This is a genomic window from Luteibacter rhizovicinus (assembly GCF_004342265.1).
In the GTDB taxonomy this organism is placed as follows: domain Bacteria; phylum Pseudomonadota; class Gammaproteobacteria; order Xanthomonadales; family Rhodanobacteraceae; genus Luteibacter; species Luteibacter rhizovicinus_B.
On sequence record NZ_SMCS01000001.1, the window covers coordinates 370,708 to 390,820 of the forward strand.

Sequence of the window (20,113 nt, forward strand, 5' to 3'; positions counted from 1 at the left end):
CGCCGGGCATCGGGGGAATGTCGCCGGGGAGTGTCATTGCCACCTGCGCCATCGTGGCGTTCGTTCTGTCGTTCGCGACCGTGCGGATGGCTATCGGCTATGCGCATCGCAAGGGCATGCTCGATGCGCCCGGTCGCCGCCGTTCGCACACGATGCCGACGCCTCGCGGCGGCGGCATCGGTATCGTGGTGGGCTCGCTGGTAGGTATGTCGGCGGCCTTGCTGTTGCTGCCTCCATTCCAGGAGGGAATGACCGTGGCGACCTTCGCCGTCGCGACGATCGCGGTCGCCGCCATTGGCTGGCTGGACGATCATGGCTCCCTACCGATCCGGCCGCGCCTCGCCATTCAGTTGGCCGCCACGCTGGCGTTTGCCCTGGTGTTGGCCGTAGGGACGTCCAGCCTGCTATGGGCGCTGCCGCTCCTGCTCGCCGGGGTCTGGTCGATCAATCTGCATAACTTCATGGACGGCATCGACGGGCTCGCCGCGCAGCAGTCCATGTTCGCCAGTGCGGGAATGGCCGTTCTGGGCTGGTTTGCCGGCGCGCCGGGTATCGCTGGCGCGGGCATCGCGCTGGCCGCCGCCGCGACGGGGTTCTGGTGGTTCAATCGTTCGCCCGCCCGGATATTCATGGGCGACGTGGGTAGCGGCACGCTGGGTTTCTTCGTATTCGTCCTGACAGGCTTGCTCTGGGCGTGGAGAACGGAACTTCTCTGGCCCGCGCTGATCCTTAGTTCAGCCTTTGTTATCGACGCAACCTTGACGCTTCTCGTGCGCATGCTTCGAGGTAGCCGCTGGTACACTCCCCATAGGGAGCATCTATACCAGTGGTTAGTCAGACAGGGCGCCTCGCATGCGAGGGTCGCCAGGGTCTATTTCGCGTGGAATGTTCTCGTTTGTGTACCTGTCGCATGGATAGCGTCCCGCTGGCCTGGGGCGGCGCCCGCACTCTGCGTGGCGACGTACCTGCTGGCAACGGTCGTCTGGCGTGGCGGCAAGCAATGGTGCTTGCATCGAAGGATTCGTCATGTTTCTCCGTAAAATCATAGGCATCATCCATCCCCGGACAGCGGTCGTAGCGCACGATCTTGCGATGGCGGCACTGGCATGGTGGATCGCCAAGGCCATGCGCTACGCGCTGATGCCGGATATCGCGCCGGTCTCCTACCTGCCCATGGAATTCCCGATCGTGCTGCTCGTGCAGGGCGCGGTGTTCAACTGGACCGGTCTGTACAAGGGGGTGTGGCGCTTCGCGAGCCTGCCCGACCTCTGGAATATTCTACGGGCCACCATCATCGGTGCCCTGATCATCGGACTGGCGATGGTCATGTACGCACGCCTCGATGGCGTGCCGCGCTCCGTGTTGCTGGTGTATCCGGTGGTGCTCGCGATATTGCTGGGCGCCCCGCGCCTCAGTTACCGGTTCTGGAAAGACAGCCGCGTCGATCTGTTCCAGTCGGCGCCGACCAAGCGAGTGTTGGTCGTCGGTGCCGACAGGGCCGGCGAAGCCCTGTCGCGCGACCTGCGGCGCGACAGCCGTTACAGCGTCATCGGTTTCGTCGACGACAATCCCGCCTTGCGCGGTGCGCAGATCAACGGTATTCCCGTACTTGGCAACATCGAGCAACTCCCCGAGCTTGCCCGCGCGGTTGCCGTGCAGATGCTGCTGATCGCCGTACCCGGCGCCACGACGGCACAGATGCGTCGGATCGTTTCGATCTGCGAAAGCACGGCCTTGCCGTTCCGCACCGTTCCCCGCCTGGAGGATGTCGTTGCCGGGCGCGCGCAGTTCAACGAGATCAAGGAAGTCGCCATCGAGGACCTCCTCGGTCGCGATGCGGTGGAACTCGACTGGACGGCCATTCGCGAAAATCTCAGCGGCCGTCGCGTCCTCGTCACGGGCGGCGGCGGCTCCATCGGTTCCGAGCTATGCCGTCAGGTGGCGCGCCTTGGCGCGCAATCGCTGACTGTCGTGGAACTGTCCGAATACAACCTCTACCGTATCGGCCAGGAACTGACCTCCGCCTATCCGGAAATGGTATTCAACGGCGTGCTTGCCGATGCGCGTGATCCCGTCGCGGTCCAGCGCGTGTTCGAGGAAGTGCAGCCTCAGATCGTGTTCCATGCATCCGCGTACAAACACGTGCCGATGCTCCAGGGCCAGTTGCGCGAAGCGTTCCGCAATAACGTGATCGGCACCCGCGTGGTGGCCGGCGCGGCGGTGCGTTATGGCGTGGAATCGTTCGTCCTCATTTCGACCGACAAGGCCGTGAATCCGACGAGCGTGATGGGCGCCTGCAAGCGCATGGCCGAAATCTGGTGCCAGAACCTCGCCGCACACACGTCCACGCGATTCATCACCGTCCGGTTCGGTAACGTGCTCGACTCGGCGGGCTCCGTCGTGCCGCTGTTCCGCGAACAGATCCGCGCCGGTGGGCCGGTCACCATTACGCATCCCGAAATTTCGCGTTACTTCATGACCATCCCGGAAGCCTGCCAGCTCATCCTGCAGGCAGCCAGTCTCGGTCGGGGCGGCGAGATATTCGCGTTGGACATGGGCGATCCGGTGAAAATCCGCGACCTCGCCGAGCAGATGATCCGTCTCGCGGGCAAGCGTCCCGGTTCGGATATCCAGATTGTCTACACGGGACTGCGTTCGGGCGAGAAGCTGTTCGAGGAACTGTTTCACCCGCTGGAAAATTACACCAGCACGACGCACGCGAAGATTTTCCAGGCCCAGCACCGTCAGGTGTCGTGGGACCTGTTGCAGGTCCAGCTGGCCCGTGCCGAAGAGGCCGCGGCCGTATTCGACGAAGACGCCCTGCGTCGCTGCGTATCCCAACTGCTGCCATCGTTCCGCTGGACGGAGGCGCAGACGGACAACGTGGTGCCGCTCCGACGAAACGAAAATGGAGATAAAGCATGACCCAACCGCTGCGCAAGGTGGTATTCCCCGTTGCCGGCCTCGGTACGCGTTTTCTTCCCGCGACTAAGGTTGTGGCCAAGGAAATGCTACCGGTGCTGGATCGCCCGCTGATTCAGTATGCGGTCGACGAAGCGGTGGATGCCGGCGCCGATACGCTGGTGTTCGTCACGAATCGTTACAAGCATGCGATCGCCGATTACTTCGACAAGGCTTACGAGCTGGAAGCGAAGTTGGCGGAGAAAAACAAGGAAGAACTCCTCGGCATTCTGAGAGGCATTCTTCCGCGTCACGTGCGCTGCGTTTTCGTCACCCAGCCGGAAGCGTTCGGCCTGGGCCATGCGGTACTTTGCGCTGCGCCGGTGGTTGGCGACGAACCGTTTGGCGTGATTCTTCCGGACGATCTGATCTGGAATAAGGGTAAGGGCGCACTGCGCCAGATGGCCGAGCTTGCCCAGGCAGAGGACGCCGGCGTGATCGCCGTAGAGGAAGTGCCACACGAAGATACCGACAAGTACGGCATCGTCGATGCGTCTCCGATTTCCGATCGCGCCGCGCGCATCAAACATATGGTGGAGAAGCCGAAGCCCGCCGATGCGCCGTCGAATCTTGCCGTGGTCGGACGGTATGTTTTACCGGGTAACATTTTTCGTTACCTGAGCGAGACGAAGGCAGGTGCCGGTGGCGAGATTCAGTTGACCGACGCTATCGAGAATTTGTTGAAGGATCAGGGCAAGGTGCTGGCGTATCGTTTCGAGGGTGAGCGGTTCGATTGCGGTAATAAGGTCGGGCTGGTTCGCGCCACGATGCATATGGCTATGCAGGATCCGAAGCTGGCTTCTGTTGTTCGGGAGTTTGCTTCTAAGCACGTTTGATTGGTTGCGCTTTTGCGCCGTGTTTGACCAGCTTTCGCTGGAAGAGCGTCGTAATTCGGGGCGTCGTTGGGTGGAACCAGCCGGCCCCCTCGCCGTGCCCACGTCGGGCGGTCGCTGCGCGACGCGGGTGGACTGGCGGGGCTCGGTGAGCGGGCTTCCTGCCCGCGCACCGAGGAAGGGGCGTCCTGCCCCTTCCCCCCCCCTGCGGGGCCTTTTCCGCCAGTCCACCCTCGCCCTCCTACCGGGCCCGGCGAGGGGGCCGGCTGGTTCCGCCGAGCGGTGAGGCAATGGGTGTGACGAGCAAAGCGAACCGCTGACGGCCCCTCAGTTCCCCTCACCCCTCACCGTCATTCCGGCGCACGCCGGAATCCGCGGCGAGGTGGTCGGTTGTCGCGAGGGCGCTGACTGCATTCAAGCGAAAACCTCAGCGAACGGGTCTTGCCCCCACGTGGTCGCTGCGGACCCCGGCGTACGCCGGGGTGACGGTGAGGAAGAGGGCGTCGTGAGGCGATCGTCGGCATCACGCACGCAGACGGCTCGTACCCCCAGGATTTTCCCACCAACCGGAAGGAAGCCGGGGCCTCACCGTCACACGTTGCGATGACTACCTCACCACGGAAACGACAAGCTCTGCTCTCCGTAGGGACCGCGCTCGAAAGCGTCCCTACAAAAGAGTAAAAAAGCTCAGACCTCGAGTGTCGCGAGGTCGCCCTTTTCTTCGAGCCACTGCTTGCGATCGCTTGCGCGCTTTTTCGCGAGCAACATATCCATGAGCTTCGTCGTGCCATCGTCGGCTTCGACGGTGAGCTGCACGAGGCGGCGCGTGTCGGGATGGATGGTGGATTCGCGTAGCTGGGCGGGATTCATTTCGCCCAGACCCTTGAAGCGGGTGACGCTGACCGCGCCCTTCATTTTTTCGCGCTCCACTTTGTCGAGCATCAGGCGCTTTTCTTCGTCGTCGAGGCAGTAGAACACCTGCTTGCCCACGTCGACGCGGAACAGCGGCGGCATGGCGACGAAGACATGGCCTTCGCGAACCAGCGACGGGAAATGACGCAGGAACAGCGCGGAGAGCAGAGTGGCGATGTGCAGGCCGTCGGAGTCGGCGTCGGCGAGGATGACGACTTTGCCGTAACGCAATCCGCTGAGATCGTCCTTGCCGGGATCGCAGCCGATGGCGACGGCGAGGTCGTGGACTTCCTGCGAGGCGAGGACCGCGCCGGACTCTACTTCCCATGTGTTGAGGATCTTGCCGCGCAGCGGAAGGATGGCCTGGAAGTCTTTGTCGCGTGCCTGTTTGGCGGAGCCGCCGGCGGAGTCGCCCTCGACGAGGAAGAGTTCGGTGCGCGCGAGGTCGGTCGATGCGCAGTCGGCCAGCTTGCCGGGCAGGGCGGGGCCTTGCGTGATTTTTTTGCGGATGACCTGCTTGGCGGCTTTCAGGCGTGCGGATGCGCGTTCGATGGCGAGCTGCGCGATGCGCTCGCCGAGTTCGACGTGGTGATTGAGCCACAGGCTGAAGGCGTCGTGCACGATGTTCTCGACCACGCCGGCGGCGTTGCGCGAGGACAGTCGTTCTTTCGTCTGGCCGGCGAACTGCGCGTCCTGCAGCTTTACGCTGAGCACGAATGCCAGCCGTTCCCACACGTCTTCCGGCGCCAGTTTCACGCCGCGGGGCAGCAGGCTGCGCAGATCGCAGAATTCGCGGATGGCATTGGTCAGGCCGGAGCGCAGGCCGTTCACGTGCGTGCCGCCCTGTGCGGTGGGAATGAGGTTGACGTAGCTTTCCTGGACGAGTTCGCCTTCGGGCAACCATGCGAGCGCGACGCTGACCGCGTCGGTTTCGCGCGCGAAGTGTTTCACGAACAAATCGGGCGGCAAGGACTCGGCACCTTCCAGCGCGCCGCGCAGGTAATCGGACAGGCCGTCTTCGTAGAGCCATTCGGTGGTCTCGCCGGTTGCTTCGTCGAGCAGGCGCACGGTGAGTCCGGCGCACAGCACGGCTTTCGCGCGCAGCAGGTGCTTGAGCTTGGAGACCAGGATCTTCGGCGTGTCGAAGTATTTCGGGTCGGGCCAGAAGCGCAGCGTCGTGCCGGTGCGGCGCTTTGGTACCGTGCCGATGACGTCCAGGTCGCTGATGCGGTCGCCGTTGGCGAACGACATGCGGTATTCCTGCGCGTCGCGACGAATGGTGACGTCGACGCGCGTCGAAAGCGCATTGACCACCGACACACCCACGCCGTGCAGGCCGCCGGAGAATGCGTAGTTGCTGTTATTGAATTTGCCGCCGGCATGCAGGCGCGTGAGGATCAGCTCGACGCCCGGCACGCCTTCTTCGGGATGGATGTCGACCGGCATGCCGCGGCCGTCGTCGATGACTTCGACCGAGCCGTCCACGAATACCGTGACTTCGATGATTTTTGCATGCCCCGCCAGGGCTTCGTCGACCGAGTTGTCGATGACTTCCTGCGCGAGATGGTTTGGCCGCGAGGTGTCGGTGTACATGCCCGGCCGGCGCTTGACGGGGTCAAGGCCCGAGAGGACTTCGATGTCGGAAGCGTTGTAACGAGTATTCATGAGGTTCGCGGTCGTTCGGAGCCGTGCAGGATGGGCGGCACGGCGGGGGAGGTCAAGTTAGCGGAGGCGGGTGTCATGCCCTGAGACTGACAGGTCTGAAGCGCGCGTCTATAGCGGCGCGCAGTGCCACTCCAGCCATTCGCGGTCGGCGCCTTCCAGAAGAGGCGACAGGGCGGCCCGCACGGTGGCGTGGTAATCGTCCATCCATGCGCGTTCCGACGGTTCCAGCAGGCGCGGTTCCAGCCCGCGACGGTCGAACGGGCAGAGGGTCAGCGTTTCGAACGCCATGAAGTCGCCGAACTCGGTACTGTCGGCTTCGGTGACCACCGCGAGATTCTCGTGACGGATGCCGTAACGCCCGGGCTTGTACAGGCCCGGTTCGATCGAGGTGATCATGCCTGGCTCCAGCGGAACCAGCGCACCGCCCGCTACGGGCGGTCGAATGCCGTGCGGACCCTCGTGCACATTAAGGAAGTAGCCGACGCCGTGGCCGGTGCCGTGGCCGAAGTCCATGCCGGCCGCCCAGAGCGGTGCGCGGGCCAGCGCATCGAGCTGCGGACCGCTGGCCCCCTTGGGGAAGCGTGTGCGGCTGAGGTGGATCATGCCTTTGAGGACCAGCGTCGAGTCGCGGCGCTGGTCGTCGGTGGTCGGCCCCAGGGCCAGCACACGGGTGATATCCGTCGTGCCGCCCAGATACTGGCCGCCCGAATCGACCAGCAGCAGGCCTTTCGCCGCCAGTGCCGTGTGATGTTCCGGCGTCGCGCGGTAGTGCGGCAGCGCGCCGTTGGCTTCGTAACCGGCGATGGTCGAAAAGCTCTCGCCGACGAAGCCGGTCTGCACGGAACGGGCTTCGCGAACGAAGGTGTCGACATCGAGTTCGGTCAGCGCTTCGCCCGCGGCCAGGCCGGTTTCGATGCGGCGGAAGGCGCGCACCAGCGCGGCGCCGTCGCGACGCATCGCATCGCGGATGTGGTCAAGTTCGTCGGGTGTCTTGCGTGCTTTCAGGGCCGTTGAGGGATGGGCGCCCTGGACGATCTTCACGGAGGCCGGAAGACCGCTCGAAATAGCCAGTACTACGCGCTGCGTATCGATAAGCAGCGTCGCGTCGTCGGGAAGCGCGGCCAGGGCGGCCGCGGCCGTGGCGTAATCGGCTACCGAGATGCCGTCGGCGGCCAGCGCTTGCTCGACGCCATGTGCCAGCCTGGCGCGGTCGGTGAACAGGGTGCCGCGTTCTTCATCCAACAGCAGATGGGCGAGGAAGACCGGGTTGTAGTCGACATCCGCGCCGCGCAGGTTGGTCAGCCAGGCGATGTCGTCCAGGCTGGAAAGAAAATGCCGGTTGGCGCCGGCGCGCTTCATGTCCTTGCGGACCCGGCGGAGTTTTTCCGCGCGCGACACGGCGGCGTAGGGCGCGACATGTTCGAAAACCGGCGCGGACGGCACGGCGGGGCGATCCGCCCATATCCGGCCGGGCAGATCCAGATCGGTCAGTAGTTCGGACCCCGCTTCCGCCAGCCGGCGTCCCAGCGCCACGGACGAGGCGATGGACACGCTGTCGCCGGCAATGGCCACTCTGGCGCCCGTTCCGACGCGCTCCAGCACCCAGTCGAGGTGCTCCGGCGTGTGCGGGACGCGCATTTTCATCAGCGGAATGCCGGACCCGTCCAGTTCGCGTGCCGCCTGGTCGAAATAGCGCGAATCGGTCCACAGCCCGGCGGCATCGGCGGTGACGACCAGCGTACCGGCCGATCCGGTGAAGCCGGAGAGCCACTCCCGCGCCTGCCAGCGCGGCGGCAGATACTCGGAGAGATGCGGGTCGGCGGTGGGAACGATGCAGGCGGCGACGCCGTGCTGCGACATGGCCTCGCGCAGTGCGGCGAGACGGGCGGGGACGGTTGGGTTGGTCATCCCCCCATGTTAAGACGGTGCGGCCGGGGGCAGAAGAGCTATGTTCTGCCGGTTTTGCACGCGATTGAAACGATTCGTTCAGTCAGGGCACTCGCCCGCGAGGTCGCGCTCCGCTAAAATGCCGATTTCCAGCATTGGCTGCTCGCATGACTCCCCTGATTTTCGTCACCGGCGGTGTGGTGTCTTCCCTCGGGAAAGGCATCGCAGCGGCGTCGCTTGCGTCCATTCTCGAGGCTCGCGGACTTTCCGTGACCATGATGAAGCTCGATCCGTATATCAATGTGGATCCGGGCACCATGAGTCCTTTCCAGCACGGCGAGGTCTACGTTACCGACGACGGTGCCGAAACCGATCTCGATCTGGGCCACTACGAGCGCTTCGTGCGCACGCGCCTGACCGGCAAGAATTCGATCACGGCCGGCAAGATCTACGAATCGGTGATCCGCAAGGAGCGCCGCGGCGACTACCTCGGCGCCACCGTGCAGGTCATTCCGCACATCACCGACGAGATCAAGCACTCGATCCATGAGGCTACGCGCGGTTACGACGTCGCGCTGGTGGAAATCGGCGGCACGGTCGGCGATATCGAATCGCTGCCCTTCCTCGAGGCGATCCGTCAGCTACGTATCGAGCACGGCCCCGAGAAGTGCATGTTCATCCATCTCACCCTGGTGCCGTACATCAAGGCCGCCGGCGAGATCAAAACCAAGCCGACCCAGCATTCGGTGAAGGAGCTGCGCTCCATCGGTATCCAGCCCGACGTGCTGCTGTGCCGCTGCGAACAGCCGCTGCCGGAAGGCGAGCGCCACAAGATCGCCCTGTTCACCAATGTGCCGAAGCAGGCTGTCATCAGCACCATCGACGTCGACGTCATCTACAAGCTGCCGATGTGGCTGCACGAGCAGGGCCTGGACGAACTGGTCGTTCGCCGCCTCGGCCTCGACGCCGCGCCCGCGCCGGACCTGTCCGGCTGGGAGCGCACGGTCGAAGCCGTCGAGCATCCGAACGACGAAGTCACCATCGCCATCGTCGGCAAGTACGTCGAACACAAGGACGCTTATAAGTCGCTCGGCGAAGCGTTGCGTCATGGCGGCATCAAGCAGTCGGCGCGCGTGAACCTGACCTGGGTCGATTCCGAAGACGTCGAGGCGCGTGGCGCGGCGGCGGTGCTGGGCGATGTCGACGCCATCCTCGTTCCGGGCGGCTTCGGCAAGCGCGGTTTCGAAGGCAAGGTGCTCGCTGCGCAGTACGCCCGCGAGAACCGCGTGCCGTACTTCGGTATCTGCTACGGCATGCATGCCGCCGTGGTCGAGTTCGCGCGCAATCTGGCGGGCCTCCCCGCCGCCGATTCCAGCGAGAACGATCGCAACACACCCGATCCGGTCATCGCGCTCATCACCGAGTGGACGACGTCCGGTGGCGATGTCGAGCAGCGCACCGAGCGTTCGGACCTTGGCGGCACCATGCGCCTTGGCGCGCAGGAATGCCGCCTGAAGGCCGGCACGCTTGCCCGCGAGCTTTATGGCGAGGACGTGGTGCGCGAGCGTCATCGTCATCGTTACGAATTCAACAACCGCTACCGCCAGACGTTCGAAGACCTGGGTCTCGTCATCTCGGGCAAGTCGATGGACGATCTGCTGGTGGAAATCGTCGAACTGCCGCAGCAGGTCCATCCGTGGTTCCTGGGTTGCCAGGCGCATCCGGAGTTCACCTCCACGCCGCGTGACGGCCATCCGCTGTTCATCGGCTTCGTGCGCGCGGCGCGCGAGTTCAAGGCGGTTCGCGACGGCGACAAGCTCGCCACCCTTTCGAAGGAGTCGGTTGCATGAAGCTTTGCGGTTTCGAAGTCGGTCTGGACCAGCCGCTGTTCCTGATCGCCGGTCCCTGCGTCATCGAGTCCATGCAATTGCAACTGGACGTTGCCGGCAAGCTGAAGGAAATCACCGATCGCCTCGGTATGAACTTCATCTTCAAGTCGAGCTTCGACAAGGCTAATCGTTCCTCCGGCGCGAGCTTCCGGGGGCCGGGTCTGGAAGAAGGCCTCAAGGTGCTGGCGGCGGTGAAGGAACAGATCGGTGTGCCGGTCATCACCGACGTGCACGAATACACGCCGATGAACGAAGTCGCCGCCGTCGTCGACGTGCTGCAGACGCCGGCGTTCCTCTGCCGCCAGACCGATTTCATCCAGAACGTCGCACGTGCCGGCAAGCCGGTGAACATCAAGAAGGGTCAGTTCCTTGCCCCGTGGGACATGAAGAACGTCGTGCAGAAGGCGTTCGACGTCGGCAATAACGACATCCTCGTCTGCGAGCGTGGCGCCAGCTTCGGTTACAACAATCTCGTTTCCGACATGCGTTCGCTCGCGGTCATGCGCGAGACGAACTGCCCGGTCGTATTCGATGCCACCCACTCGGTGCAGTTGCCGGGCGGGCAGGGCACCAGTTCGGGCGGTCAGCGCGAATTCGTGCCGGTGCTCGCACGTGCCGCGGTCGCGGTCGGTGTGTCGGGTTTGTTCGCCGAAACGCATCCGGACCCGTCCAAGGCGCTCAGCGACGGCCCGAATGCGTGGCCGCTCGATCAGATGGAAGAACTCCTCGAAACGCTGATGGAGCTCGACCAGGCTGTGAAGCGTCGCGGATTCAGGGATCACGCATGAAGCCGGGCACCCGCCTGCTGGTGCTGGGCGTCGCCGCGCTGTTGTCGGCGCAGGCATTCGCCGCGCCGCCGGCGCGCGACCCCTATGCGCCCCTCACGTCCGAGGAATGGAAGCTGCTGATGGCCGAATACCGCCAGGTTGCCGCCTGCGAAGACGGCTACATGAGCAAGCAGAACATCAACGGCGGCGAACTTGGCCGTCGTCTCGTCAAGGATGGCAAGGGTGCCGAGGTGAAGACGAAAGCGCTCGCGCTGCTCGATCCGGAATCGCCGTGGCGCAAGTCGCTCGGCGGAAACGGAACCGATGCGGCCAACGAAACCACCCAGGCTCTGATGGCGCTGATGATGGACGCCAATCAGGACGGTCGCACACGCACCGAAACCGCGGTTCGCGTGGGCTATGCGCGGTATTTCACGGCGATGGCCACGCAGGGCGCCTGCACGACCACGCCGCGATATCTCGAACTGCTCGAAAAAGGCGCGCATTGAGGGTCAGCCGGATGAGTGTCCTGAACTTATGGCGGGCATCCTTAGTATGATGATGGGGTCCGGCGCGTTCTCCCGCCGGTATCCAGACCTTACGCACGGCTTCGGGAGGAGGCGCGACATGAGCGAAGAGACCGGCTACACGCCGCCGGCCCCCGCACGGGCAGGCGTCGCGCGCGTTCCGCAGTCCGGTCACGGCATCGCCTCCTTCGTCATATCGCTGGTCGCCAGCGTCGCCATCATGTTGTGCGTCGCCGTCTCCGGCCTGATGGTCGCCACCGGCCACACGGACGAAGACACGCTGGCTTTCGGCGTCATCGGCCTGACCATGTTCGTTTTCCTTCTTCTCGCCGTCGCCGGCGTCGTGCTTGGCATCATCGGCGTGCGCCGCCGGGATCGCCGTCGCACGTTCGCGGCCATCGGCCTCTCGCTCAATATCCTTATTCTCGTCGGCACCGCGGCGCTCGTTGCGCTCGGGTCGCTGGTTAATTAGTTTCCAACTCCTACGGAATACGCATGACCACTGACATCACCCGCATTCACGCTCGCGAAATCCTCGATTCCCGCGGCAATCCCACGCTCGAAGCCGAGATCACGCTGGCCGACGGTTCGTTCGGCCGGGCGGCGGTACCCAGCGGCGCATCGACCGGCTCGCGCGAAGCGGTCGAACTGCGCGATGGCGACAAGGCCCGCTACGGCGGCAAGGGCGTGCGTAACGCGGTGAACAACGTCAACGGAACGATCGCCTCGGCCCTCAAGGGCTTCGATGCGGCCGACCAGAAGGGACTGGACAGCAAGCTGATCGCGCTGGACGGCACGCCGAACAAGGGCAAGCTGGGCGCGAACGCGCTGCTCGGCGTTTCCATGGCCGCCGCGCATGCAGTGGCCGCATCGCGCAAGCAGGCGCTGTGGCAGTACCTGTCCTTCGGCGACAACGCGCTGCCGGTGCCGATGATGAACATCATCAACGGTGGCGCGCACGCCGACAACAACGTCGACGTGCAGGAATTCATGGTGCTGCCGGTCGGCGCGCCCAGCTTCGCCGAGGCGTTGCGTTACGGCGCCGAAATCTTCCACGCGCTGAAGTCGGTGCTGAAGGGCCGCGGCCTGAATACCGCCGTGGGCGACGAAGGCGGTTTCGCGCCTAACCTGCGCTCGAACGTCGAAGCGCTGGATACGATCCTCGAAGCGGTGAACCACGCCGGCTACAAGGTCGGCAGCGATATCCTGCTCGGCCTCGACGTCGCCAGCACGGAGTTCTTCAAGGACGGCAAGTACGACCTTGAAGGCGAGGGCAAGAAGTACACCCCGCACGAGTTTGTCGACCTGCTGGCCTCGTGGGCGAAGCAGTATCCGATCGTCACCATCGAAGACGGCATGTCCGAAGGCGACTGGGACGGCTGGAAGCTGCTGACCGAGAAGACCGGCCAGAGCGTGCAGCTGGTCGGCGACGATCTGTTCGTGACCAATCCCGCGATCTTCAAGGAAGGCATCGACAAGCACATCGCCAACGCGATCCTGATCAAGGTCAACCAGATCGGCACGCTGTCCGAGACGCTGGAAGCCATCGCCATGGCCGACAAGGCGAAGTACGCCGCGATCATCTCGCACCGTTCGGGCGAAACCGAAGACACGACGATTTCGGATATCGCCGTGGCCACCACCGCGACCCAGATCAAGACCGGTTCGCTGTGCCGCACCGATCGCGTCGCCAAGTACAACCAGTTGCTGCGCATCGAGGAAGCACTGGGCGCGAAGGCTCGCTACGCGGGCCGCCATGCGTTCCCGAACCTCGCCAAGCTGCCCGGCTGAGTCTCGTTCCTTGAGCAACGCCGCCATATTGCGCTGGATCGGCCTGGTCCTGGTCATCCTGATCATCGCCCTGCAGCTGAAGCTGTGGGTCGGTGGCGGCAGCATGCACGAGGTCGAAACCCTCCGCGACAGGGTGAAAACGCAGGCCGAGGAAAACCTCGACCTGCAGAAGCGCAATCAGGCGCTGGCGGCGGATGTCGAGGATCTGAAACACGGCGAGCAGGCAACGGAAGCGCGCGCGCGTTCGGAACTTGGCCTTATCAAGCCGGGCGAGACGTTCTATCAGATCGTCGAACCGGCCCGCGCATCGACGCCACCCACACCGCCACCCATCGACGGCGGTAACTGACATGGCCGCGTTGTGGTGCGTCGTGCCGGCCGCCGGTCGCGGTGTGCGTGCGGGTGGCGATCGTCCCAAGCAGTACCAGCTTCTGGCGGGGAGGCCGTTGATCGCGCATACGCTCGATCGCCTGGCGGCCCATCCGTCCATCGCCGGCTTGATGGTGGTGCTCGGTGCGGGCGATCCGTTCTGGCAACCAGTTTCGTCGCTGGGTGGAAAGCCGGTGCTTACCACCACGGGCGGTGGCGAGCGTAGCGATTCGGTGCTGGCGGGACTGGAAGCGTTGCCGGCCGACGTGACGCATTCGGACTTCGTGCTCGTTCACGATGCCGCACGGCCTTGCGTACGGCTGGACGATATCCAGCGACTGATCGATCTGGCCGGACGTGGCGAGGGTGGACTGCTCGGTGCGCCGTTGCGCGACACTCTTAAACACGCGGACGAGGCCGGCCATAGTCTTGGCACCGAACCGCGCGACCGCCGCTGGCGTGCCTTTACGCCGCAGATGTTCCGGCGCGGCGCACTGGTCGATGCGCTGATGCTGGCGCGCGAAGACGGTATCGCGGTGAGCGACGAGGCGATGGCGATGGAGCGTCGCGGCATAGCGCCTCTTCTCGTCGAAGGGGCGGAAGACAATATCAAGGTGACGACACCAGCCGACTTCGCGCTGGCGGAATTCCTGCTCGGGAGAACGAACTGATGCGTATCGGCCAGGGCTTCGATGTCCATGCGTTCGGCGAAGGCGATCACGTGATGCTGGGCGGCATACGCGTGCCGCACACGCAGGGCGTACTCGCGCATTCGGATGGCGACGTGGTGCTGCACGCATTGTGCGACGCCTTGCTTGGCGCGTTGGCGCTGGGCGATATCGGCAAGCATTTTCCGCCGTCGGACGAGCAGTGGCGGGGTGCCAATAGCCGGACTTTCGTGCGCGCCATCGCGGGCATGCTGCTGGAACATGGCTACGAACTCGGTAACGCCGACGTCACCGTCGTCTGCGAGGCGCCGAAGGTCGGGCCGCACGCGCAGGCGATGCGCGCGATCATCGCCGACGACCTCGGTGTCGGCATCAACCGCATCAGCATCAAGGCGACGACGACCGAAACACTGGGGTTCGCGGGCCGTCGCGAGGGTATCGCGGCGCTCGCCGTCGTCCTGCTGGTGCGTGCATGACCGAAGCCGAGTCCCGCGTCGCCACGCCCAGGCTGCACGATCGTATCGAAACGATCACCGACCTGCTGCGCCGGCGCGACGATCTCGTACTGCATGCTCCCGGGTCCCCGGACGGCGACACGGCGGCGCTCGACGCGACGAATGCGGCGCTGCAGGCGCGACTCGACGAACTGCATCCGGCCGATATGGCCGACGTGCTCGAATCGTTGCCGCTGCATGACCGTATTGCGGTCTGGCAGCTGGTAAAAGCGGATCGCGACGGCGAGATCCTGCTCGAAGTCTCCGACTCGGTACGCGAATCGCTGATCGCGGACATGGACGATCGCGAGATTCTCGCCGCCGTCGAGCCGCTGGATGCGGACGAACTGGCCGATCTGGTCGACGATCTGCCGACCGAAATGCTGCCGGAACTGATGGCCAGCCTCGACGCGGAACAGCGCGAGCGCGTGCAGTCGGCCATGTCGTACGACGAGGATCGGGTTGGCGCGTTGATGGACTTCGAGATGGTCACCATCCGCGAAGACATCAGTCTCGAAGTCGTGCTGCGTTATCTGCGCCGCTTCGAGGAACTGCCCGCGCAGACCGACAAACTTTTCGTGGTCAACGCGGAGAACGTCCTGACCGGCGTATTGCCGCTGCACTGGCTGCTGGTCAATTCGCCCGACCGCATGGTTCACGATGTGATGGCGCCCGACGTGAACACGTTCCGGCCCGAGGACGACGCGTACGACGTCGCCCAGGCATTCGAACGTTACGACCTTGTCACCGCACCCGTGGTGGACGATAGAGGCCGCTTGATCGGCCGCATCGCCGTCGATGCGATGGTCGATCTCATTCGCGAGGAAGGCGAGGCCGAGGCGTTGTCGCGCGGCGGTCTGCGCGAAGAAGAAGACATCTTCGCCTCGGTCTGGAAATCGATCCGCAATCGCTGGGCCTGGCTTGCCGTCAATCTCGTTACCGCCTTCGTCGCCTCGCGCGTCATCGGTCTGTTCGAGCATTCGATCGAAAAGCTGGTGGCGCTGGCCGCGCTGATGCCGATTGTCGCGGGTATCGGCGGCAACTCAGGCAACCAGACCATCACCATGATCGTTCGCGCCATGGCGCTGGATCAGGTAAGCGTGGCCAGTATCCGGCGCCTCTGGCGCAAGGAGCTGGGTGTCGCGCTGATCAACGGTATCGTCTGGGGCAGCGTGATCGGCGTGGTCGCGTGGCTGCTTTACGACAACATCGCGCTCGGCCTGGTCATGATGTCGGCGATGACACTGAATCTCCTGCTTGCCGCTTTCATGGGCGTCGGCATTCCGATGCTGATGGTCAAGGCCGGTCGCGATCCCGCGCTGGGCTCCAGCGTGCTCATCACCGCGATGACCGATAGCGGCGGTTTTTTCATTTTCTTAGGTCTGGCAACGATCTTCCTGCTCTGACCCTTACGGAGCCGACATGGCTGACAACGAACTTCCTTTTGCCTTCGGCAATCCTCCGCTCGAAGCGCGCCTGCGTGCAACACCCGACGACTTCTTCGTCGAGGAAATCCTCGGCTACGAGGCGGACGGGGAGGGCGAACATGCCCTGCTCATCGTAGAGAAGCGCGGCGCGAACACCGACTGGGTGGCGAAGGAACTGGCGCGCTTTGCCGGCACGTCGCCGATGAATGTCAGCTATGCCGGCATGAAGGATCGTCACGCCGTCACCCGGCAGGCTTTCACGGTGCAATTGCCTGGCAAGGCCGATCCCGACTGGTCGACGTTTCCGCACGAGGACGTGAAGGTGCTTTCCAGCGCCCGGCACAAGCGCAAGATCAAGCGCGGTGCGTTGCGCGGCAATCGTTTCGTGATCGTGCTGCGCGATGTGCAGGGCGAGCGTGACGTGGCGGAAGCTCGTCTGAAGGATATTGCCGCGCGCGGTGTGCCGAATTATTTCGGCGAGCAGCGTTTCGGTTTCGGCGGCAGCAACGTCGATCAGGCGCGACAGATGTTCGGCGGTCGCCGGGTGGATCGCGACAAGCGTTCGATTCTTCTGTCGGCGGCGCGCTCGCATATCTTCAATAGCGTGCTGGCCGAGCGGGTGACGCAGGGGCGTTGGGATCAGCCGCTGGATGGCGAGATCTGGGCGCTGGACGGATCGCGTTCGTGGTTCGGTCCCGAAGACTTCGACGAGACACTTGCCGGACGTCTGGCCAGCGGCGACATCCATCCCTCGGGCCCGTTGTGGGGCAGTGGCGAGACACCGGCCACGGCGGAAGCAGGAGACCTGGAGCGTAGCGTTGCCGCGCGGGATCAGGATCTTGCCGACGGTCTCGCCGGTGCGCGTATGGATCAGGAGCGCCGGCCGCTGCGGTTGTTTCCGCGCGATCTTGCGTGGCGTTGGTTGGAAGACGGTGCGCTGGAAATGTCGTTCGGATTGCCGTCGGGCGCGTATGCGACGACAGTGATTCGCGAGGTTGCACGCACGAGCTGAGCCGCTCATTGCTTGCTTTCTGTGGGAGCGCGCCTGCGCGCGAAAGCCAACAGGGCGAGGAAGCCTGATATTCACATTCGCGAGCCCGGTCTTCTGGCTGCGGATGCCACCCAAGGCATCGCCGCTCCGTCAGGCCTTCAGCAACACCACCACCGCCCCAGTCCCGCCCTGCATCGGCCGCGCCGACGCAAATGCGACAACATCGTCGCGACGACGTAACAACCGGTCGGTCAGGCCTTTCAGCACCGGCCCCTGCGCCTTCGAGCGCAGGCCCTTGCCGTGGATGATCCGCACGCAGCGAATGCCTTCGTGCCGGCATTCGGCCAGGAAGTCGGCAATGGTCATCTGTGCGGCGGCGGCGTTCATCTGGTGCAGGTCGACATCGGCCTGGATGCTGAACTGGCCGCGCTTCAGCTGCTTCAGGATTTTCGGCGGATACCCGTCGCGCAGATAGGACAGTTCCTCGCCGACCTCCAGGTCCGCGGGATCGAAATCCATCAGCATCGAGTCGGCCGGCACGGCCGCTTCGTCGGCATCGCGCATATGCGGATAGGGCGCGGGGCGCGGTCGCTCGGGGGGTGCTTCCACCTCGCTCATCGGGCGCACGTCGCCGATTGCCTCGCGGAAAAGGCGGCTGTCGTTGTCGTCGATGGTCGGCGTGCGGCGCTTCATGGCTTCCATCCTACAATGGGGTCGCGGTCCATGAATCCGAGCCCCCGGTCCGGTAGACTCGACGGCAGGAATCACTCGCGGCAGCCGGGTACCCGGCGCCCTGCATCACGATCTGGATCACCATGCAAGTTCTGGTAAGCAACGACGACGGCGTGGACGCCCCGGGAATCCGGGTACTCGCCGAGCGTCTGGCCGAAGTAGGGAAGGTGACGGTTGTCGCCCCCGATCGCGACCGCTCAGGCGCGAGCAATTCGCTCACGCTGGACCAACCCATCCGCGCGCTGCGCATGGACAACGGTTATTACCGCGTCGCCGGCACGCCGACGGACTGCGTGCACCTGGCACTGGCCGGCCTGCTCGAGTCGGAGCCGGACATCGTGGTCTCCGGCATCAACAACGCGCCCAATCTTGGCGACGACGTCATCTATTCGGGCACGGTATCCGCGGCGATGGAAGGGCGCTTTCTGGGCTTGCCCGCGATCGCCGTTTCGCTGGCCACGCGCGATCACATCGGCGAACACTATGCGTCGGCGGCCAATGCCGTGATGCTGCTGATGCAGCGCCTGCTGGTCGATCCGCTGCCTGCCGACACGATCCTCAATGTGAACGTGCCGGACCTGCCGTGGGAGAGCATCAAGGGTTTCGAAGTCACCCGTCTCGGCAAGCGTCATCGTGCGGCGCCGTGCATTCGCGACAACGATCCGCGTGGCCGGGAAATCTGGTGGATCGGTCCGGCCGGCGAAGTGGACGATGCGGGCCCCGGTACCGACTTCAATGCGGTCAGTCGCGGATACATTTCCGTGACGCCTATTCACGTGGATCTCACCCGCTTCCAGGCGCTGGAAAAAGTCAGCAGCTGGATGCAGTCGCTTTCAGATGCGATAGACCACGGCGAGGAGGCGGCCTGACATGGTGAACCTTCATTCGCTTCCGCCTTCGGCCTTGCGCGGGGAAGGCATGACGTCCCAGCGAGCACGCGACCGCCTGGTCGCGAAGCTGCAGGAAGAGGGCATCCGCGACGATCGCGTGCTCGAAGTCATACGCAATCTGGCGCGTCACCATTTCATCGATCAGGCGCTGCATTCGCGCGCTTACGAGAACACGGCGCTGCCTATCGGTCACGGCCAGACGATTTCCCAGCCGTGGATCGTCGCGCGCATGACCGAAGCATTGATCGAGAAATATGTGCCCGAACGCGTGCTGGAGATCGGTACGGGGTCGGGTTATCAGGCGGCCGTACTCGCTGGCATCGTGCCGCAGGTCTATACCGTGGAACGCATCGAGGAACTGCTGCGCCAGGCGCGTCGCCGCTTCCGTCAGCTGGGCATCGAAAACCTGCGCTCGCGGCATGACGACGGCAAACTCGGCTGGCCCGCCGAGGCGCCGTTCGACGCCATCATTCTCACGGCTGCCGGCGATCGCATTCCGACGAAATTGCTCGAACAGCTGAAGCCGGGCGGCGTGCTCGTGGCGCCGGTCGGTTCGCCCAGCCAACAGGTGCTGGTGCGTCTGACGAAGGACGAGAGCGGCGACGTGATTCGCGAGGAACTCGGCCCGGTCAGCTTCGTGCCGCTGCTTGGTGGCATCGGTTGATGGCGACCACATTCAGGGGAAGAAAGCAGTGAAGTTGTTCGGTTCTCTCTACGAACGTGCCATCGTTTGGGCACGTCATCGGCATGCGTTGCGCTATCTGGCGGGGCTAAGCTTCGTCGAGGCGTTTATTTTTCCCGTGATGCCCGAAGTCATGCTGGCACCGATGATGCTGGCCGAACCGCGCAAAGCGTTTCGTTTCGCCAACGTCAGTCTGCTGTTCTCGATGCTGGGTTCGCTGGTGGGGTATGCGCTGGGTCACTACGCCTATCAGGCGCTGATTCCGTTACTTGAGTCGGTGCACGCCGCCGCTTCGATCCACAGGGGCGTGCTGTCGCTGCAGGATCGCATGGCATCGCACCAGTTCGGCCTGTATATCGCGCTGGCACTCGCGGCCCTGGTGCCCGTGGTGCCGATGAAGTTCGTCACCTGGGCCAGCGGTATCGTCGGCGTGCCGGTCATTCCGTTCCTTCTCTGCATGCTGATCGGCCGAGGCAAGCGGGTATGGTTGCTGGCGCTGCTGATCCGTATCTATGGCGAACGCGCCGAACGCATATTGCACAAACACATCGAACGAATAGGCTGGGCTGTTATCGTAGTCCTCGTCGTACTGATCGCCTGGTGGTTCCTGTCCAGATGAGTGCTTGCG

General features: G+C 64.2%; 19 protein-coding genes. 16 read left to right on the forward strand and 3 right to left on the reverse strand.

Annotation, left to right across the window (positions count from 1 at the left end; all coding sequences use genetic code 11):
• Positions 1 to 17: 17 nt before the first annotated feature.
• Genes EC912_RS01655 through galU form a run of 3 tightly spaced genes read left to right on the forward strand, consistent with a single transcriptional unit; the run spans position 18 to position 3,797 of the window.
• Positions 18 to 1,040, forward strand: coding sequence for a glycosyl transferase family 4 (locus EC912_RS01655; RefSeq protein ID WP_132141406.1), 1,023 nt, complete (start codon positions 18 to 20; stop codon positions 1,038 to 1,040).
• Positions 1,027 to 2,925, forward strand: coding sequence for a polysaccharide biosynthesis protein (locus tag EC912_RS01660; protein ID WP_132141407.1), 1,899 nt, complete (start codon positions 1,027 to 1,029; stop codon positions 2,923 to 2,925). Before EC912_RS01655 ends, EC912_RS01660 begins: the two co-directional genes overlap by 14 nt.
• Complete coding sequence (gene galU / locus EC912_RS01665) at positions 2,922 to 3,797, forward strand: UTP--glucose-1-phosphate uridylyltransferase GalU (RefSeq protein WP_132141408.1); 876 nt, start codon at positions 2,922 to 2,924, stop codon at positions 3,795 to 3,797. Before EC912_RS01660 ends, galU begins: the two co-directional genes overlap by 4 nt.
• Before the next feature lie 684 nt (positions 3,798 to 4,481).
• On the opposite strand, the gene parE is transcribed toward galU, so the two are convergent.
• Positions 4,482 to 6,371: a DNA topoisomerase IV subunit B gene (parE, locus tag EC912_RS01670; protein WP_132141409.1), complete on the reverse strand. Its 1,890-nt coding sequence runs from the start codon at positions 6,369 to 6,371 to the stop codon at positions 4,482 to 4,484.
• A gap of 108 nt (positions 6,372 to 6,479) precedes the next feature.
• Positions 6,480 to 8,279 (reverse strand): aminopeptidase P family protein, encoded by a 1,800-nt coding sequence (locus EC912_RS01675; RefSeq protein ID WP_132141410.1) that lies wholly within the window; start codon positions 8,277 to 8,279, stop codon positions 6,480 to 6,482.
• 146 nt (positions 8,280 to 8,425) lie between these two features.
• Between EC912_RS01675 and EC912_RS01680 the strand changes: the two genes are divergently transcribed.
• The 10 genes from EC912_RS01680 (at position 8,426) to truD (ending at position 17,202) form a co-directional block, all read left to right on the forward strand.
• Positions 8,426 to 10,108, forward strand: a complete 1,683-nt coding sequence (locus EC912_RS01680; RefSeq protein WP_132141411.1) for a CTP synthase — start codon at positions 8,426 to 8,428, stop codon at positions 10,106 to 10,108.
• Positions 10,105 to 10,935 carry a 3-deoxy-8-phosphooctulonate synthase gene (gene kdsA / locus EC912_RS01685; RefSeq protein ID WP_132141412.1) on the forward strand — a complete coding sequence of 277 codons (831 nt, stop codon included), beginning with the start codon at positions 10,105 to 10,107 and terminating at the stop codon, positions 10,933 to 10,935. Before EC912_RS01680 ends, kdsA begins: the two co-directional genes overlap by 4 nt.
• Entirely contained in the window at positions 10,932 to 11,423 is a 492-nt protein-coding gene (locus EC912_RS01690; protein WP_132141413.1) for a hypothetical protein, read from the forward strand. The genes kdsA and EC912_RS01690 overlap by 4 nt, the downstream gene beginning before the upstream one ends.
• A 118-nt stretch (positions 11,424 to 11,541) precedes the next feature.
• Complete coding sequence (locus tag EC912_RS01695; RefSeq protein WP_132141414.1) at positions 11,542 to 11,913, forward strand: hypothetical protein; 372 nt, start codon at positions 11,542 to 11,544, stop codon at positions 11,911 to 11,913.
• A gap of 23 nt (positions 11,914 to 11,936) precedes the next feature.
• Positions 11,937 to 13,232 (forward strand): phosphopyruvate hydratase, encoded by a 1,296-nt coding sequence (gene eno, locus EC912_RS01700; RefSeq protein ID WP_132141415.1) that lies wholly within the window; start codon positions 11,937 to 11,939, stop codon positions 13,230 to 13,232.
• 25 nt (positions 13,233 to 13,257) lie between these two features.
• Entirely contained in the window at positions 13,258 to 13,581 is a 324-nt protein-coding gene (gene ftsB / locus EC912_RS01705; protein ID WP_132141862.1) for a cell division protein FtsB, read from the forward strand.
• Position 13,582: 1 nt separating this feature from the next.
• Positions 13,583 to 14,272: a 2-C-methyl-D-erythritol 4-phosphate cytidylyltransferase gene (gene ispD / locus EC912_RS01710; RefSeq protein ID WP_132141416.1), complete on the forward strand. Its 690-nt coding sequence runs from the start codon at positions 13,583 to 13,585 to the stop codon at positions 14,270 to 14,272.
• Complete coding sequence (gene ispF / locus EC912_RS01715; protein WP_132141417.1) at positions 14,272 to 14,745, forward strand: 2-C-methyl-D-erythritol 2,4-cyclodiphosphate synthase; 474 nt, start codon at positions 14,272 to 14,274, stop codon at positions 14,743 to 14,745. The genes ispD and ispF overlap by 1 nt, the downstream gene beginning before the upstream one ends.
• Complete coding sequence (gene mgtE, locus EC912_RS01720) at positions 14,742 to 16,169, forward strand: magnesium transporter (RefSeq protein WP_132141418.1); 1,428 nt, start codon at positions 14,742 to 14,744, stop codon at positions 16,167 to 16,169. The genes ispF and mgtE overlap by 4 nt, the downstream gene beginning before the upstream one ends.
• A gap of 16 nt (positions 16,170 to 16,185) precedes the next feature.
• A complete protein-coding gene (gene truD / locus EC912_RS01725) occupies positions 16,186 to 17,202 on the forward strand; it encodes a tRNA pseudouridine(13) synthase TruD (protein ID WP_132141419.1) in 1,017 nt (338 codons plus the stop codon).
• Positions 17,203 to 17,331: 129 nt separating this feature from the next.
• Here the strand turns inward: truD and EC912_RS01730 are convergent, their stop codons facing one another.
• Entirely contained in the window at positions 17,332 to 17,874 is a 543-nt protein-coding gene (locus EC912_RS01730) for a Smr/MutS family protein (RefSeq protein WP_132141420.1), read from the reverse strand.
• Positions 17,875 to 17,996: 122 nt separating this feature from the next.
• On the opposite strand from EC912_RS01730, the gene surE reads away from it, so the two are divergent.
• From surE to EC912_RS01745, 3 genes are read left to right on the forward strand one after another with little or no spacing between them, the layout of a single operon-like run.
• Entirely contained in the window at positions 17,997 to 18,782 is a 786-nt protein-coding gene (gene surE / locus EC912_RS01735; protein ID WP_132141421.1) for a 5'/3'-nucleotidase SurE, read from the forward strand.
• Between the two features lie 49 nt (positions 18,783 to 18,831).
• Complete coding sequence (locus tag EC912_RS01740; RefSeq protein ID WP_243649100.1) at positions 18,832 to 19,467, forward strand: protein-L-isoaspartate(D-aspartate) O-methyltransferase; 636 nt, start codon at positions 18,832 to 18,834, stop codon at positions 19,465 to 19,467.
• A 28-nt stretch (positions 19,468 to 19,495) separates the two neighbouring features.
• The gene (locus EC912_RS01745) at positions 19,496 to 20,104 is read left to right on the forward strand and encodes a YqaA family protein (RefSeq protein ID WP_132141423.1); all 609 of its coding nucleotides are present in this window, start codon (positions 19,496 to 19,498) and stop codon (positions 20,102 to 20,104) included.
• Positions 20,105 to 20,113 lie beyond the last annotated feature (9 nt).